Below are 15,910 nucleotides of genomic sequence, written 5' to 3' on the forward strand. Positions count from 1 at the left end.
AGCCCACAGCGGCGGCACGGCCGCATCGCGACGTTTGTCGAGCATAATTTGGCCGCCGAGCCAGCTCGTTAGCAATCAAGCCGTCGAAAAAATACAGAAAGGTATTTCCAGAGCCTTTCTGCGCAGTTGCACGGACTCTTGAGTTTCTCTCTTTGTACGACAGCGGGATACGGCGCTTGTGCTGAGGCACGAAGCTCTTTCCGAAGAGCCTGCGCGGCGCGTGGCGGTCGCCGATTCGTCGATGGACGGCGAGGAACTTTGGGCGCTCACCGGAATGGGTTTCGCCGTCGGCTTGGTTGTGGGCTTCGGCTACGGAACATCGGGCAGGCAGTTTGCTCCCCTGACTGTGGCTTGCCGCCGAGGCTTGGAGATTCTCTGGATCATGCTATTCAGCGCGGGACTTCGACCCGGGCTTTGCGACATCAATTCAGGAGGGTGGCTAGGATTTTGGGAGCTTCGGCCGTAACTGCTTGAGCCGCCGAGCGACAGCGTTTTCGCTTCTCTCGAGAAGGATGGAAATCCGTTTCGGCACCTCGTTGTTTGAGGCGAGTTCGAGCAGACGTTTGTCCTCTTCCTTGCTCCATCGCCGAGACCCATTCCTAGGCATGCTTCACTCTGGCTATCTGTTTCACGAGTGGCGGCTCTTAGGATGAAACTCTCTGGATCACGACCACGTCGTACATTCTTACACCGAAGCTTGTATCCTTGTGGGGCATCACCCTGTATTCGTCATTAGCGTATGCGATCGCAAATAGAGCGACACGTTGAAATCGGCCTGCTGCGTCCACGCTCTTGTCGATGGGCATAATGCTGAACGACTCGGCACCGTTGTTCCGAACGTTATGAAGAGGCGACCCTTTTCTCAGCTCACAAAAGAAGTCCATAGACGGCTCGCGTTGCGCTTCGAGATTTAGTTCTAGACAAGGTCCCGAGCCGAAGATGTCGCGCAGCTCGGCCTTTTCGGCGAGTTCTGAATCTGTCGCTGGTGTCGAACTGTCACGGTTCCAGATTTCTATCGCCTTATGTGGCGAACTGCACGGTCTGGTCGCGACTATCATTCCGTACGGCTCGCACGCCTCGCAGTGAAGGCGCCAAGTGCCGGCGTTGTCCTGGACGAGAAATGGACGACCACAACAGACTGGGCAATCGAGCACGTCTGGGTCAAGAACCTCGACTTTGATCGACCTCGCGCCGATACAATCAACCATCATTCACTCACCTTCGCTGTGGCGGCTCCATCGGATGAGCGGCGACGCCAGTAGGACCGTTGTCTAAGCACCCCAGTCTGCGCCGTGAAGGCAAGTCATCTTGCGATGCGCCCATTTGATGAAAACGCGCTCGACGCAAAAGCCAGCACTGAATGAAGCGACAAGCGCAAGAGTGCAAGCGAGATAGGTATTTGCAAACTCCCAAGTGACTTGTGCGGCGACGACTGCTACGAACGTTCCTACCATGGCGGCATTGCGAATACTCTTCATCAATCTGGTTCCCAGCTAACCGGTGCAAGTCTATATCATGCAACCATGGCGATAATGAGCATAGTTGAACGCCATGCGCCGTCTTTCTGCTCGATAGACCTTGGGCTAAGTTTCCCGCGATCATCTGGCATGCTGAGACTTCGTTCTGGACTGCTGCGCGCTTATTTTGTCACGTCGTGCTGCCGACGCGCAGCGCGCCGGCGGCCTTCCACGATCGCCCGTTCCCTAGGCCGCTCGCCGCGCCGCCGATCGCAGGGAATCGGGTCCGTAATTTCGGGATCGGCAGCGAGCCCCTCGCATGGTCTCCGCCTTCATGCGAGCGCGCTTCGGGCTCGCCCCGTGCACGTGCCTGGCCAAAGCCCATCGGACGCGGACGACAGCTCATACCGCCCAACAATTATCTCGCCGAGCCGGCCCACCGGAGCCCGATATATGATGCCGTCGGGGGCGGATGGATGCTCAAAAAGGGCCACGGACCAAAGGCGTACGAGGACGTGGCTTGACGCCCGGTGCGCATCTGTTGGCACGACCATTCGAGAGCACGGTCGTCTCGCAAATCTACCAAGTTCAATCGTGAGGTGACCGAGATTTCGGCACAACGGCTCCGATTTAGCTCGTCCTCCGCCAAAGGCGGACTTCTTCTTGTAAATTGTCAGCGAACGCCATCAAGCTCTCCCGGTAGGCGGGGTGTGAGATGTGAGCTGATGACGGGCAATAAGGAAACAAGCGAGACTAGAACATTAAGATAATCAATCATAGGTTGTCGCGAGTTTCACTAAAAAGCCCATCGGTGGGGAGGTGATACATGTCAATATGATATCCCTTATCGTTATGGAGTTTTCAATAAGACTTAACTTATCAAAATATCGATTTCAATAACACATATCTTATTGCTTTCGTAATAAAATATATGCTATACCTTATCGGATGAAGGACGCCATCCGACATCTGGACAACCGCTTTGGTACCCTCCGAGCGCTCTCGCACGCCCAGCGCCCCCCGAAGGGCTGGATTCGTGCGATCCGTGACGCGCTCGGCATGACGACAGCACAATATGCGAAGAGGCTAGGCGTATCGCAGCCGCGCATCGTGGAACTTGAAAAATCCGAACAAAGCGGCAGTCTAACTCTCAATACACTCCAGCGCGCCGCTGAAGCTCTAGGCTGCCGGTTGGTCTACGTGCTCGTACCCGAGCGCCCTCTCGCAGAAGTTGTAAGCAAACGTGCCGCCGAGATCGCTGAGCGGCAATCACGGGCCATCGAGCAAACCATGCGGCTTGAGGACCAGGCGGTGGAGGACAATCGGGCTGCTCAGGTACTCCGCGAGCAAGTGATTGAGGATTTGCTGAAACGCCCCGCGCGTCTCTGGGATGAAGAATGACCGATCTGCACGCCGCCGATGATCATGCAACACCGCTGACGCCCCAGGAGCGCGAAGAACTTATCCCAACCCACATCACGATGCGCAGCGAATTGAACGAGCTTGAGCAGCAAAACATTGCCACGGCAAATCGCTGGGCGTTTGGCCGCCGGAAGGTTCCGACACGGGATAGTTTTCTCAAAAACTTGCATCGGCGAATGTTTGAACGCGTCTGGCGTTGGGCCGGCAAATACCGGACAACGGACCGCAATCTGGGCGTCAAGCCTCACTTGATTGAAGTATCGCTTCACGAAGTCCTGAACGACGTGCGCTTTTGGGTCGAACACAAGACCTATGAGCCTGACGAACTTGCGGTTCGTTTTCATCACCGCCTGGTATCCGTGCATCCATTTCCCAATGGAAATGGTCGTTGGTCGCGGTTAGCGGCCGACGTACTGGTCGCTCAGCTTGGCCGCCAGCGCTTTACATGGGGCGGAGCCGATCTACAAAAGGCCGGCACGGCACGCGCTGCCTACATCACAGTGCTCCGAGCGGCCGACAATCATGATCTCGGGCCGCTTGTCGCCTTTGCCAGATCTTAGTTCTTAGGTGATGGACGGTTCCGGCAATGCCTTGGCGAACGATCGCATTGCAACAAAAAACTCATAGCCAGACCTTCTGCCAGAACGAGGCGAAAGTGATGCCTTTTCGTGCAGCTCTGGTGTCATGGAAATGCCGCTCCACGTGATCGGAAAGTTTTCCGGCTTGTATCGCGAAAAATCGAATCGAAAATTTTGCGACACCGTATGACGGATCGCACGTGCGTGTTCGTACCAATCGGCTGCGCGAAGCTGCTTGGATAAAGAACGTCCTGGTGTGGCTTTGTCATAATCGTCGCAATAGTCATCAAGCAGTTCATAGGGAACGCGGATATGCGCTGCTTTTCCGGCCATGCTGAAGGCATCAGGGCCTCTTCGCGTGGGCCAGAAGTCGGGCATGCGCATCCCCGAAATGAACAGGTGTTTCCGGCGCGAAGTGCGAGCGCTTGTTTGGTTCTGGCTGAAAACTCGTCGCGATTGCCCACCGGGGCAGCCTCCAATGAGGCCGAAATCACCATAGAACGATTACCGAACACTCTCAACAATTACAATCGAGGCCGTCCTTAGACACGGAATATATCTTATTTATGTCAGTTACTTACGTCGATTACCGGAAACCTCCATCTGTCGTGACATTGTCGGGCGATTTGTGATATCATTGGCTTTAAGAGGGTGGAAAATGGTTCAACGCACCAACAGAACAGAAAAGCTTGATTTACGGCTGAGCCGGGCAGCAAAGCAGACTTTGCAGGCAGCGGCGACGGCCGAACGCAAATCCGTCAGCGAATTTGTGCTTGAGACCGCGCTGAGTGAAGCCGAGGAGCGGCTTGCCGATCGTCGTGTCTTCACGCTTGATGGCAAGAACTGGGATGCCTATATCGCCGCTCTCGATGCGCCTCCGCGCCGGCATTCGCGCCTCGAACGTCTCTTTCGTGAACCGTCTGTCTTCGATGCGAAAAGCGAGCCGTGAAGGATTCGCTCCGTATCGAAAAGCTGGATCGCACCCACGCTGTTGAGCCATTCACCTGCGGGCAACCCGAGCTTGATCGTTTTTTGATCCGGCATGCTCTTCAGGCCCAACAATCTAACTCGTCGCAGACCTACGTTGCGTTAGCCGGCCAGGACGTCATCGGCTTCTATACTGTCGTCGCCGGCGAGGTGCATCACGCCAATGCGCCCGAACGGGTCGTAAAAGGCATACCGCGCCATCCGATCCCGCTTCTTGTGCTGGCGCGCCTTGCGGTTCATTCGTCAGCACAAGGGCGAGGCATCGGCGCAGGCCTGCTGCTCGACGCACTTGGCCGAACGTTGCAAGTGGTCGACGTGGTCGGCATACGCGCGCTCGCCGTGCATGCGAAAGACGATCAGGCCGCTGCCTTTTATCGACATTTCGGGTTCGCTCCTTCGCCAACCGACCCGCGTCATCTCTTTATGATTATCAAAGACATTCGTCTTGCCGCGGGACAGCAGCCCTAACCAGTTCTGGCCGCCTCCCTATCTCGATCCATCGAACAATGTCGAAATAGAACGCAGTACTTGGAAATGTCTGCGATTGAACTGCGTTTCCCAATCATTGCCAGGATTTCTGCGGTCGCGCTCTCCTAAGCTGAGCCTATGCAGTGGCGCTCCCATCCCAGTTTTCCATGATCGAACGCTCATTGGTGCTGCTCGCCTACTTCATCGAACTCGATGGCGACGTTCACGTGCCGATGTACGAAAACTTCGAGGAAGAACTCACGCTTTAAGACAGAGGGAAGACACCGAGGCTCGCGCTCGACGGCTATTACAGTCCTATAGTGAAGCTGGCGGCCCGAAGGCGATCTGCCGAAGATATTTCAGCTTCAATTCGAGCGAAGGGCCTTGCCGCCCTGCCCCGACTGGATCCGGTACGTGACAAACGCCCCACCTTCAAAGCCGGCAAGATAGCCGGCCTCGATATCGCCGAGCTGGACCAGAACTTTCGTCACATCACTGGCCGAGCCGTTCGTGGACCCGACGCTCGACTGGCTTGGCCCGGCGCGCATCCCGATCCAGCGGCCTGCGGCTACGATCTGAGCACCCCGCTAAACCAGTCCGCCGCCAGCGTGTTTCGCTCGTCCCGATGGTTGTAGATCGTGTGCTCGCCGTCTGGCCAGGACTTGAGGCACGATCGGGGATCGGTGTTGCCTTCGAGAAACGCACTCTGAGATCCCGGCTTGACCAGGGCATCGGCGCCGCCCTCAAGCACCAGCGTCGCACAGGGGATCGGAACGCGGTGGCCGTCGAAGACAAGCCCGGAAACGCGCTCGGTCAGCAAATCCGGATCGTGGCAGCCGAACATCGCGGCGAGCTGCTCTTGCGCCGTCCGGAACGGCGGCACCTCCGTGCGCGCAGGTGCACCATTAATGCAGCAGGCGTGCACACGGCTATCGCGGATGGCAGTTAATGCCGCGAGGAGTCCGCCATAGCTGTTCCCCCACAGCCCGATCCTCTGACCAGGCGCGCGCATCAGAGCAAGATCGACGAATCGGCTCATGCCGCTTGCGACGTCGTCATCGGCGAGGATGCCTCCCTCAAGCCTGCTCTCGCCCTGCCCTGGACCATCTACCAGGAAACAGTCGATTCCTTGCAGACAGAGCGCTTCGGCCATCGACCGATAGGCCGTGGACCAGCCGCTCATACCCCCGAACACAATCACGCTTCCAGAAGTTCGCTCCTCAACAGCTTGAAAATGCCACCCAAACAGCGTCCCCTGCCGGTATGGCACCTCCACCTTCGTCGCCGGATATTTTGACAGCGCGGCAAAGCGTGCGAAGCACTGGGTCATCCGGCGATAGAGCTCCCGCTTTCGCTCGCCATCCGCATTGAAGGCCATTTGAGCAAAGATCAGACTCACAGCAGCGGCGTGCCAGCTTTCGCGGGCAAGCGCTGCGTCATCAGCCGCCTCGGCAAGACGTTCCTCCTCGTGCGCCATCTCCTCAAGCACGAGGTCCCAGGGCCTCCCCTCGCGCACCCGCTGATGTGCGAGCTGTGCCTTCTGGCGCGTCATGCCATAGTCGACCATGCGCGTGAGCGACATCGCCCGGCACAGGGCCTCGATTTCCTTGGCCTGTTCTTCAGATATGGTCATGTTCACGCTGCCAATGCCGTCAAGCGCCACGACAGTTTCTGCTGGAGATTTTCCACAAGGTCGGCGACGTCCTTCAGCCCGGCGACAAAGCCAAACAGATTGGTGTCCGGACGGATGATCATCGCGGCAGCGTTCTTTTCGGCGAGATAGGACGAATAGGTTCCATCGATATCGAGCAAGCGTTCGACGCCGGCGCCGGCATCGTCGGCGAGCGTCAATGCGCGGCAGCCGAGACTCCTAAGAAAGCCCATGCGCGATGGGCCAAGAATAGCCGCTGGATTGCGTTCAGCAATTAGCGCGAAACTGTAACCGACGAGGTCGTCGAGCCTTGCAACTCGATCGCCGATCCTGACCCGCCCCTGCGGCGGTACCGAGCCCACCGCCTTTCCCCAGGCGCCGCGACGGTCATCCTGAATGATGCCGGCGGAGAGGGAAGGAAATGGCGGCGGCGGCGGGACCAGGTTGAACCGGAAAGCCAGGTCACGGAAGAACGCGACCGTGCGGCTACGTATATTGGCGATTTTCCCCAACATCACCGCCGTGCGCATGATGTGGGCGACATGCGGACGGCGCTCGGGCTCGTAGCTCTCAAGGATTTCCTGTGACGCAACGTTCCGGAGCACAAGATCGAGTTTCCAGGCAACATTTGCGGCGTCCCTGATACCGGAGCAAGCGCCCTGCCCGAGATAGGGCGGCATGGTATGTGCGGCGTCACCTCCCAAAAACACTGGCCCGCTGCGCCAGCTTCGCGCCATCCGGCATTCGAAGGTGTAGACGATCTGCCTGATGATCCGAAGGTCGTCCGGGCCGACATCGTGATATTGCTTCAAGATTCTCCACGCCCTCTCCGCCCGCTCCATCTCGTCGGTGTCCTCGTCCGGCAGCAGCGCAAATTCAAACCGCTGACGATTTGTGCCGATCGGCAGGAACATGTGGCCTCTTGCCGGGTCGCAATACTGCTTGGTTTCCTCGAAGCTTGGAGGAAGCGGCCGCTTGCGCTCCCCGTCGATGTTGAGCCAGCGCTCGTTGAAGCCGGAATCGTCGCGTTCGATCCCTAGCGCGGACCTGACGAAGCTCTTGGCGCCATCGGCCGCAAAGACGTAGCGCGCGTGCGCGGTTTCCGCGACGTCGCCTGCTTTTAGCGAGAGTTCGACCTTTCCGGCTGATACTTTCAAGCCGGTGAGCTCCACCCCCTGGCGCACCTTGACGTTTGGCAAGCTGCGCACCTTGCGGTCGATCGCCGCCTCGATATCGGGCTGATGAATCGAGATATGCGCCGGAAATCCCATCGGTAGGCTGGGGATGTCGACGACATCGACCAGCCGCTTTCCTTTTGCATTATAGAATATGTAGGATTCGATCGGCGATGAATCCCTGAGCGCCTCCTCGACGTCGCATGCGAAGCTGAGCAGCCTCGCGGTCTCTCCATCGATATGCGTCAATCGCGGAAGACCATAAAGAGACGGCCATCGCTCGACGACCAGGACGCGGTGGCCGAGCTGCCCCAGGAGCGATGCCGCGGTCAGGCCCGTCGGTCCATAGCCGATAACGGCCACATCGAAGTCGGTCTGAGCCATGAATGTCCTCCCGGTTTTTTTTGCAGCTTGTGATACCGTGAGGCATGGGTACAATTGATTGTTTTTATGAGCCATATCTATAGCGTGGATGCCTCATCATGCGCTTCAAAGGTCTCGACCTGAACCTCCTTGTCGCGCTCAACGCGCTGATGACCGAGCGCAGCCTCACTGCGGCGGCGCGCAGCATCCATTTGAGCCAACCGGCGATGAGCGCGGCGGTCTCAAGATTGCGTGCCTATTTCCGCGACGATCTCTTCACGATGCGCGGCCGCGAACTGGTTCCGACGCCGCTTGCCGAGGCGCTGGCTGCGCCGACCCGCGAAGCGTTGCTGCAAATCCAGCTTTCTATGACCGAGCGTGATACGTTCGACCCGGCCAAATCGAACCGCCGCTTCCGGATCATTCTGTCTGATTTCATGACATTGGTGTTCTTTCGGACGGTGATCGCGCGTGTTGCGCGCGAGGCCCCCGGCATCACGTTCGAGCTGATTCCGTTTGACGACCAACCGGACGAGCCACTTCAGCGCGGCGAGGTCGATTTCCTGATCTTTCCGGAAATGTACATGTCAGACGCGCACCCCAAGGCAAAGCTGTTTGACGAGACGCTGGTGTGCGTGGGCTGTCACACGAACAAGCAGCTTTCACGCAAGCTCACCTTCGAGCGATACATGTCGATGGGGCACGTTGCGGCGCAATTCGGACGAACGCTCAAGCCTTCGATCGAGGCGTGGCTCTTGCTCGAGCATGATCACAAGCGGCGTATCGAGGTTTCGGTGCAGAGCTTCACTATGATCCCCCCGCTACTGCTGGGCACCGAGCGGATCGCGACCATGCATTCACGGCTGGCGCGACATTTCGGGGCGACGATGCGGCTGCGGATCGTTGATCTTCCAATGCCGCTTCCAGCCTTCACCGAAGCCGTGCAATGGCCGGCTCTTCACAACAATGATCAGGCAAGCATCTGGATGCGAGAGATCATGTTACAGGAAGCAACCCGCATGGCGTGAGGTCGCAACAAGTAGGTCACCAAAAAATTCCCGATCGGGAAAAAGCATCTCATTTTCTTGAAAAAATCCCGATCGGGAAGATTCACGGGAATGCTCGGAACGCCTCTTTGTCGGTCGCTGCCGCCGGTCGTTCTGGAGCTGCCATCGGGCGTCAGCGATCGTCATCGTCAGCAAGAACCAGCAACACGCAGCAGTCGTAGCCGTTCGGTGCGGCGATCATCGCCCTCGATCTCTCCATTCGTGGCCAGGTCAGCACAAAAGCGAAGCTTCACGCTTTCATTCAGGGATGTCGAAGTGCGCACTGCATCCGTAGTCCAACTTAGAAACGCGATGAGTAAGAAGTCGGCTCAAGAATGTGAGGTGGTCAGGCCGTTCCTCCAGGCGCTTGGTTCAGCAAAGCCGGTGCCGGCCACGCTAGTCCCGGGCTTGAAAGCGCCGCCACGACGAGTTGCGACCGTAAAAGCTGATCAAGGCCCGACCAGAGCCAGCGCGGCATGTCGACGTCGAAAGCAATCAGCTTCATTCGGCGTTTCCAGCAGCTGTTTGTGGTGGATCCGTGCAGGTCGGTTTGGCGCCTGCTGTATTTCGACGGTGGCATCCGCCTCGCCCTCAATCGGGGCGACCGGCGCTCGAAGACCTGTGTTCCTCAAACGTCGCATCGACGATTTGATAGAACGCCATTGGGCTGTTGGCGATTTCCCACACCGCCAAAATAACGTGATAGCCGGTGCGCTTTGGCAGGTCGCACGTGTGCACAGAGGGCTCCTTGGGCATCAGGTTGGCATTCGGATCCCAAAACGGCTGGCCGTGATTCTGGATTGTGCAGAATGGCTTCACTTCGAACTGCGCACGTGCGAGTGGAGAGGACGGATCCCAGCCCACCCGTGTGATGAAGTAGTTCCAACGCCGCGTCAGGTGGGCCGCGCCATATTCCCACCTGAACTTCTGCTTTGCGCCGGAGCGTAACCGAACCTTCTCCCAGCGCGTCGGGGTCTGCTCATCGAGCAAAGGCACATCGCCGCGTACGCTGCTGCCTGCGATAAGGCCGTCCCTTGGTGGCGCCGCGTTCTGCACATCAGTCGGCGCGATCGGGTCTAGCAGTCCTCCCTCCATGGCGGGGAAGAACTTGCCGTTCTCCATCACGTTTGCCCTCCACAAATCAATTGGACAGTCCATATTTCTGTGCTCAGCACAGAGCACGACGCGCGAGGCTGGCTCGGTAAGGCGACCCTGCGCGTGCAGGCTCGCAACAGCGAACAGCGACACCGCGGCGCTGAAGAGCGCTCTGGACCAGTGTCGAAATATATACCTCATGGTTATCCTCGAGAATTGTCGGATTGGCCGTTGAAGGAAGGCCGTGAAACCTGGGTTGCTAGCCGCCGTCAGGCACCTGCCGCGCAGCTGGTTACGGAATAACCCCTCGCCGAGGCCGCAATCGTAGCTCCTGCAGCTTCTTCGGCACGCACCTCATGATCGCGGCGGCGTCTGGTGGACCGCGCCTAGCTGTCCTGGCACCCAAAGGTGGCCCGCGATGTCAAGGTATTCTTGCAATTGGTGTGCCGTTAGAGAAGTGCTTTGCGCCTTCGAAAATAGCGACAAACCGATACGCCTTGTACGAGGCCGAGCGCCCTGTGTCGGGTTGCTGCCAACACGTCGGCAAGCCGACATTGAGCAGGAAAACACTTATCCATTCGCTCGCGAGGCTTGGCTTAGTTTCTGCATGATGGCCGGCGATCTTGTAGTGGATGGCCTTCCGAAGAAGTGTTGCTCGGTAGCGGCCTCGAAGAAACCGGAAGTGTCATGCGCAAGGCGTCTATTGCTATCGTTTTAGTGCTCGTCTCATCTCATGCTATTGCGAACGACGATTTAATGACGGCGGCCAGACACATTTTCAAACCAATCCCCTCGGCTATCCCCGCGGTTAAGGACAATCCTGTCACAGTCGCGAAAGCAGCGCTCGGCAAGATGCTGTTTTTCGACCCTCGCCTTTCGGCCAGCGGGATCATTAGCTGCAATACCTGCCACAATCTTGGCACCGGTGGGGTCGATGCCGGCCCGACCTCGGTCGGTCACGCCTGGCAAAAGGGAGCGCGTCGGGCGCCAACCGTGTACAATTCGGTGTTTAATGTCGCTCAATTCTGGGACGGACGCGCGCCGGATCTCAAGGCACAAGCCAAGGGGCCCGTTCAGGCAAGCGTCGAAATGAATGCGACGGCGGATCACGTGATGAACACGTTGAACTCGATGAAAGACTATGTCGATCTGTTCAGACGGGCATTCCCGGATGATACACCGCCGGTCACTTTCGACAATTTCGCCAAAGCGCTTGAGGCCTTTGAAGCGACGCTCACGACACCGGCGGCTCCGTTCGATCGGTACTTAAATGGCGATGCCAAGGCTCTGGATGATCAGCAAAAGAAGGGATTGAAGCTGTTCATGGACAAGGGATGCGCCTCCTGTCATAACGGAATCAATATTGGGGGACAGGATTTTTTCCCATTTGGTGTGATCGAAAAGCCCGATAGCAAACTGCTTCCCGCCGCCGACAAGGGACGGTTCGCGGTCACTAAGGCGCCCAGTGACGAATACGTATTTCGTGTCGCCCCCTTGCGCAACGTTGCCTTGCGGGCGCCCTACTTCCATTCGGGTCAGGTTTGGACTCTCAAGGAAGCCGTAGAAGTTATGAGTGAAGTCCAGCTCGGCGCCAAGTTCAGTGAGAAGGAGCAGAACGATATTGTTGCGTTTCTTAGTTCACTGAGCGGGCGTCTACCCAAGATCGAGTATCCGATATTGCCAACGCGCACAAAGGAGACGCCACCACCCTCTTTAAGCAAATAGTGTCGTTCTTCTACGTACACTATGCGTCAGGTCCACCCTCTCTACGGTTTGCTTGCGGCGCGGCTGCTGGCTTTTTTTTGCAGCCGCCATCCCCCCGAACGGCCTAGCCTTTCGAAGTGGTCTCTCAGCATCGCGACGGTCCCTACCGCGGCCGGCGGACGCGCTGGATCAAAGATGAGGAAAAGGAAGCATCGCGCGATGGATCGCGAGCTGTAACGGAGATCAGATGACGACGGTCATTAAAAATCTGCTTGCCCGAAAGCAGAAGCTCATTGAGCAACTTGATTCCGCCCAAGACGATGAGCAGCGCGAGAAAATCGAGCGTCAGCTCGAGCAGATAGGTACTGCGCTTGATCTTCTCGATCGGCCTCAGCAAACTAGCGAGTGAGAACGCGAGACAAAAGTCCCACCACGATCTTGAATGTGGTGCTTCTGGCTTTTTATCAACGTGGGCCGTGGATAGCGCCTTTAGCGGTTCCTAATCTATTTCTCGGTATCACGCCGCGGCGGCCGTCCGGTACTTTTCGCCCCTTGGTCTGCAGCGAGGCGCTGCAGCGGGGTCCTGAGCTTCTCTGACGGGGATGATCGCGATTCCGGGCTGCGTCAGGGTTTGGGTCGCAACAGGCCACACCGACAGGCGCCGCGATATGCAAAGCATGATGTGCACGGTTCAGGAGTGTTTGAAACGCGATCCTCACGCTAGTGGTTTCATGTCCTCCCAGACAACTACGGCGATCCGGTCAAAAGCTGTTGGCATGACAGGATCGGACTGTCGCTCCAAACCACGCACCTTGACCGTGGGCCTAGGCACCGGCCGACGCAATATCGATTCCAGGGCCGGGGATCGCCGATGTCGGGGAAGGAAACGACTGGCGGGATCCGCAACTGCGCTGGCGACCACAGAGTGCTTATTGAGCGAAGAACTTCGCGGTTTGCCAACATTTTAGAGGGGCCCCATTGTCGGGATCGAGACCAAATGTCGGCAAGTTGACGATACGTGCGGCCAAACGACCCGCGCAGAATATTCCGGGTCGGCACGCTGCTTGCTTTGTTCACGACGTCATCGCTTGTAAGGGCGGCAGGGATTGGTAGGCAACATTAGGAAAAGGCGCGCGGAGATTAGCTGTGTCGCAAACTGATGTAGAGAGATTCGTTGACGATCTAGGGAAAAAGGGTCGTCTGCTTGAAAACGTCACACCATACGCTACAGGACTTGCACCGATTGTGGCGATGGGAAACCGCCTCGGCTACAACTTCACGCTTGATGAGGTTAAAAGTTGCATCCCATCGCCTAGCCGAGGGGATTTCACAACTAAGAAGGTCGACGCGATTGCAGGCCGAAAGCAAGGTTCGAGCATTGCGGCGTCGACGAGCCTTGTACAGACCACTGCGTTGGCTAGCTCCACGACGGACGCACCGATGAGCGCTGTGCAAGTCCCGGAAATGGTCCCCAGCTTCGCCGCGGTCGTTCTAGTCGTTGTAGTTGTCATTGTGGTCGTAGAGTGACGTAAGTTTTAGCTCTCGCCGCGTTTGATCGGTTGAAGCCGAGTGCGCAGAGAACATGAAAGCAAACTTCGTCAGGGGGAGATCATGCCATCCGTCCTACGAAATGCGGCAAGGGCGCATCGGAACCGTCAGGGCGAACACCGCCGACAATTTTTCGACCGCCGCACACCCGAACAATGGCGCACGTTGTCACACGTCAAGCGCTTCATGGAGCGGCTTGCCGGCGACATGGAGTTCCGCAGGGCGCTTTCGGAGAACGTCGACGCGCCTCGAGCGGTAACAGAGCGCCACGGCATCGAAGTTGACCCGATGGAAATGCTGCCGCTCTGGCGCGCTGACCACCTGAAATACCGCTTCAAGTCGGATTCTGCCCCGTGGCCGCTGGCTATGATGTGGGACGAGTATACCCGCGAGATGTTGCGCCATCGGGACTTCCTGCGCAACAGAGGCCAGATGTCGACAATCAACCCGCGCTTTCATGCCTGGCGCGAACGCCAAATCCGGCGCTGCGACGACGAATTGGGCAGATCGGCGCCGTCGTTTACACACCCCATTATCGCTTTCGAGCTGAGCGAAGGCTGCAGCGTCGGCTGCTGGTTCTGTGGCCTCTCGGCCGATCGCTTCAAAGGCTATTACGAGTATACCAAAGAACATGCAGAGCTTTGGCGTCGCGTGGTTGGCGCTACGAGCGAGATGTTTGGTTCGGCGGCCCGTACTGGCTTCTGCTACTGGGCCACAGATCCCATGGACAACCCACACTACGACCGCTTTCTGTTCGACTATTATCAGATCACGGGCGCATTACCGCAAACAACGACGGCCGCGCCGCTCAAGGATGAGGCGCTCACGAGGCGCGTGCTCGCGCTTTTCAACCTGCACGGCACTACGACGAATCGTTTTTCCGTGTTGAGCACGAGACATCCGAATCAGATTCACACGGCGTTTTCGGCTGAGGAGCTGATGGGGGTCGAACTCATCCTGCAAGGCAAGGAGGCGCCGATCGCAAAGGCTCTCACCGGGCGGGCGCGCGAGCGAAAGGAGAAGCTCATGGGCGCCAACAAGAATGATGCAATCGCCTTGCTGGATCGCGACCAAACGACGATCGCCTGTGTTTCCGGCTTCCTGGTAAATATGCCCCAGGGACGTTTAACACTGGTGACGCCGGTGCCGGGTAGCGAACGTTGGCCTCTCGGGTACCGCATCGTGGGTGAACGCGTCTTCAGGACGCCTGACGAGTTTCGCGAGGGACTGCAGAGAATGATCGACCAGCATATGCTCGAGAGCCCAGCCCCCGACCTGCCGATCCGCTTCCGCAGGGACTTGCAATACAAAGCAGGAAACCGCTCCTTCCATCTACGCTCACGCAACATGGAACACCACGTGCTCGACGATGTCGCTCCAACTTCCGTTGGTCATCAGATCGCGTGCGGCAATTGTACAGCGTCGGGGCTGGTTATGCGGGTCACGACCGACGGACCGAGCGTCCTTGCAGTCGCCGACCTGCTCGATCAGTTATACGCAGCCGGGGTGATCGAAGAGGACCTCGATGACCGCTTCGCCTCGCAGACCCGCGATGACGTGACGAACCGCATCGCAGGGACCAAACACGCGGCCTCCCGCACGGGCGTGGATCGTTTCGCTTCCTATTGAGTACCCGCACATCGCCCTGAACGAGCTGCACCATCTTGCCATCTCGCAAGTCGCCGAGCGGGGTGACAAACCAGCGCAAGTCGGTCAAGCGCAAGGCCGAGGATGTGCAACGATGGGGTGATGATCGTGGCCTGGCGCTTCTCCATCAAAAACAAACGAACTGGCTGCCTGCCGGGCCCGATGCTGGTACTTGAATCCAACCCGCTGGCAACGCTCAGATACCAGCCTGTTTCGAATGCTTCTCGGCTGGATATTGTACGGACGGGTATAGTGCGCCGTTTACATTCGAAGAGACGTCGCGGATCGTTGCCGAGAATCCCCGCTCAGGGGGCCTTCGCGCGAGAGCCGGCATGAACAATTGGCTCGCAGACGAATCCGTTGCTGTGCAATGGTACCAACACCAGTCGTGACCCGCCGTAGCTAGTGCCTCCGGATCACCATGCTCGCGCTAGTCGTTTCCGGATTAGCCCGCATGGCGTGAAAGCCATGGCGACGGATCCAACACCACATTTCTCTACTGAGCAGCCGCCTGCGCGTCACTCTGGCGCGATCGTCGCAAGTCCAGCTTCGATGACTGCGATTTCTTGGCTTACTTGCGCGACGACTTGTCTTGGATCGATGCCGGTGACGCCCTTTAGTTGCCTGAGCAACTCCTGCCGATGCGCAAGAAGGCTCTCCAGTGCGCCACGGTCGTTTAGTCTGACATAGCCGTTGACTATCAACTCAACTGAATGCGACATCTATCTCTCAAATAAACGAATAACCTGAATTTACTAATATATCGGAT

15 protein-coding genes are annotated in these 15,910 nt (G+C 57.8%); 8 read left to right on the forward strand and 7 right to left on the reverse strand.

The genetic code is table 11. From position 1 onward, the window contains the following. Positions 1-2,405: 2,405 nt before the first annotated feature. Both Q2941_RS12210 and Q2941_RS12215 read left to right on the forward strand, forming a co-directional pair. Positions 2,406-2,858: a mobile mystery protein A gene (locus tag Q2941_RS12210; protein WP_458192624.1), complete on the forward strand. Its 453-nt coding sequence runs from the start codon at positions 2,406-2,408 to the stop codon at positions 2,856-2,858. After that, positions 2,855-3,439 carry a mobile mystery protein B gene (locus tag Q2941_RS12215; RefSeq protein WP_458192625.1) on the forward strand — a complete coding sequence of 195 codons (585 nt, stop codon included), beginning with the start codon at positions 2,855-2,857 and terminating at the stop codon, positions 3,437-3,439. Before Q2941_RS12210 ends, Q2941_RS12215 begins: the two co-directional genes overlap by 4 nt. Before the next feature lie 3 nt (positions 3,440-3,442). On the opposite strand, the gene Q2941_RS12220 is transcribed toward Q2941_RS12215, so the two are convergent. Next, positions 3,443-3,835, reverse strand: a complete 393-nt coding sequence (locus Q2941_RS12220) for a hypothetical protein (RefSeq protein WP_458192626.1) — start codon at positions 3,833-3,835, stop codon at positions 3,443-3,445. Positions 3,836-4,115: 280 nt separating this feature from the next. Here Q2941_RS12220 and Q2941_RS12225 point away from each other — a divergent pair, with 280 nt between their 5' ends. Continuing rightward, a complete protein-coding gene (locus tag Q2941_RS12225; protein WP_458192627.1) occupies positions 4,116-4,406 on the forward strand; it encodes a type II toxin-antitoxin system TacA family antitoxin in 291 nt (96 codons plus the stop codon). Beyond that, positions 4,403-4,912 carry a GNAT family N-acetyltransferase gene (locus Q2941_RS12230; RefSeq protein ID WP_458192628.1) on the forward strand — a complete coding sequence of 170 codons (510 nt, stop codon included), beginning with the start codon at positions 4,403-4,405 and terminating at the stop codon, positions 4,910-4,912. Before Q2941_RS12225 ends, Q2941_RS12230 begins: the two co-directional genes overlap by 4 nt. A 365-nt stretch (positions 4,913-5,277) precedes the next feature. Here the strand turns inward: Q2941_RS12230 and Q2941_RS12235 are convergent, their stop codons facing one another. The 3 genes from Q2941_RS12235 to mhpA all read right to left on the reverse strand — a co-directional run bounded on the left by Q2941_RS12235 (position 5,278) and on the right by mhpA (position 8,122). Then, on the reverse strand, positions 5,278-5,403 hold the full coding sequence (locus Q2941_RS12235; RefSeq protein WP_458192629.1) for a hypothetical protein: 126 nt from the start codon (positions 5,401-5,403) through the stop codon (positions 5,278-5,280). A gap of 77 nt (positions 5,404-5,480) precedes the next feature. Next, complete coding sequence (locus Q2941_RS12240; RefSeq protein WP_458192630.1) at positions 5,481-6,575, reverse strand: alpha/beta hydrolase; 1,095 nt, start codon at positions 6,573-6,575, stop codon at positions 5,481-5,483. After that, on the reverse strand, positions 6,548-8,122 hold the full coding sequence (mhpA, locus tag Q2941_RS12245; protein ID WP_458192631.1) for a bifunctional 3-(3-hydroxy-phenyl)propionate/3-hydroxycinnamic acid hydroxylase MhpA: 1,575 nt from the start codon (positions 8,120-8,122) through the stop codon (positions 6,548-6,550). The genes Q2941_RS12240 and mhpA overlap by 28 nt, the downstream gene beginning before the upstream one ends. A 98-nt stretch (positions 8,123-8,220) precedes the next feature. On the opposite strand from mhpA, the gene Q2941_RS12250 reads away from it, so the two are divergent. Continuing rightward, positions 8,221-9,129: a LysR family transcriptional regulator gene (locus tag Q2941_RS12250; RefSeq protein WP_458192632.1), complete on the forward strand. Its 909-nt coding sequence runs from the start codon at positions 8,221-8,223 to the stop codon at positions 9,127-9,129. A gap of 364 nt (positions 9,130-9,493) precedes the next feature. On the opposite strand, the gene Q2941_RS12255 is transcribed toward Q2941_RS12250, so the two are convergent. Together Q2941_RS12255 and Q2941_RS12260 are read right to left on the reverse strand one after the other, a co-directional pair. After that, a complete protein-coding gene (locus Q2941_RS12255) occupies positions 9,494-9,652 on the reverse strand; it encodes a hypothetical protein (protein WP_458192633.1) in 159 nt (52 codons plus the stop codon). Positions 9,653-9,738: 86 nt separating this feature from the next. After that, the gene (locus Q2941_RS12260; protein ID WP_458192634.1) at positions 9,739-10,443 is read right to left on the reverse strand and encodes a lytic polysaccharide monooxygenase; all 705 of its coding nucleotides are present in this window, start codon (positions 10,441-10,443) and stop codon (positions 9,739-9,741) included. Positions 10,444-10,929: 486 nt separating this feature from the next. Between Q2941_RS12260 and Q2941_RS12265 the strand changes: the two genes are divergently transcribed. From Q2941_RS12265 to Q2941_RS12275, 3 genes are all read left to right on the forward strand, one after another. Further along, the gene (locus tag Q2941_RS12265) at positions 10,930-11,967 is read left to right on the forward strand and encodes a cytochrome-c peroxidase (RefSeq protein WP_458192635.1); all 1,038 of its coding nucleotides are present in this window, start codon (positions 10,930-10,932) and stop codon (positions 11,965-11,967) included. Between the two features lie 226 nt (positions 11,968-12,193). After that, positions 12,194-12,355 (forward strand): hypothetical protein, encoded by a 162-nt coding sequence (locus Q2941_RS12270; RefSeq protein ID WP_458192636.1) that lies wholly within the window; start codon positions 12,194-12,196, stop codon positions 12,353-12,355. A gap of 1,202 nt (positions 12,356-13,557) precedes the next feature. Then, complete coding sequence (locus tag Q2941_RS12275) at positions 13,558-15,123, forward strand: radical SAM family RiPP maturation amino acid epimerase (RefSeq protein ID WP_458192637.1); 1,566 nt, start codon at positions 13,558-13,560, stop codon at positions 15,121-15,123. Between the two features lie 536 nt (positions 15,124-15,659). Here Q2941_RS12275 and Q2941_RS12280 read toward each other — a convergent pair. Continuing rightward, positions 15,660-15,863 carry a hypothetical protein gene (locus tag Q2941_RS12280; protein WP_458192638.1) on the reverse strand — a complete coding sequence of 68 codons (204 nt, stop codon included), beginning with the start codon at positions 15,861-15,863 and terminating at the stop codon, positions 15,660-15,662. Positions 15,864-15,910: the final 47 nt, after the last annotated feature.

The sequence above is a fragment of the Bradyrhizobium sp. UFLA05-153 genome, assembly GCF_054185185.1.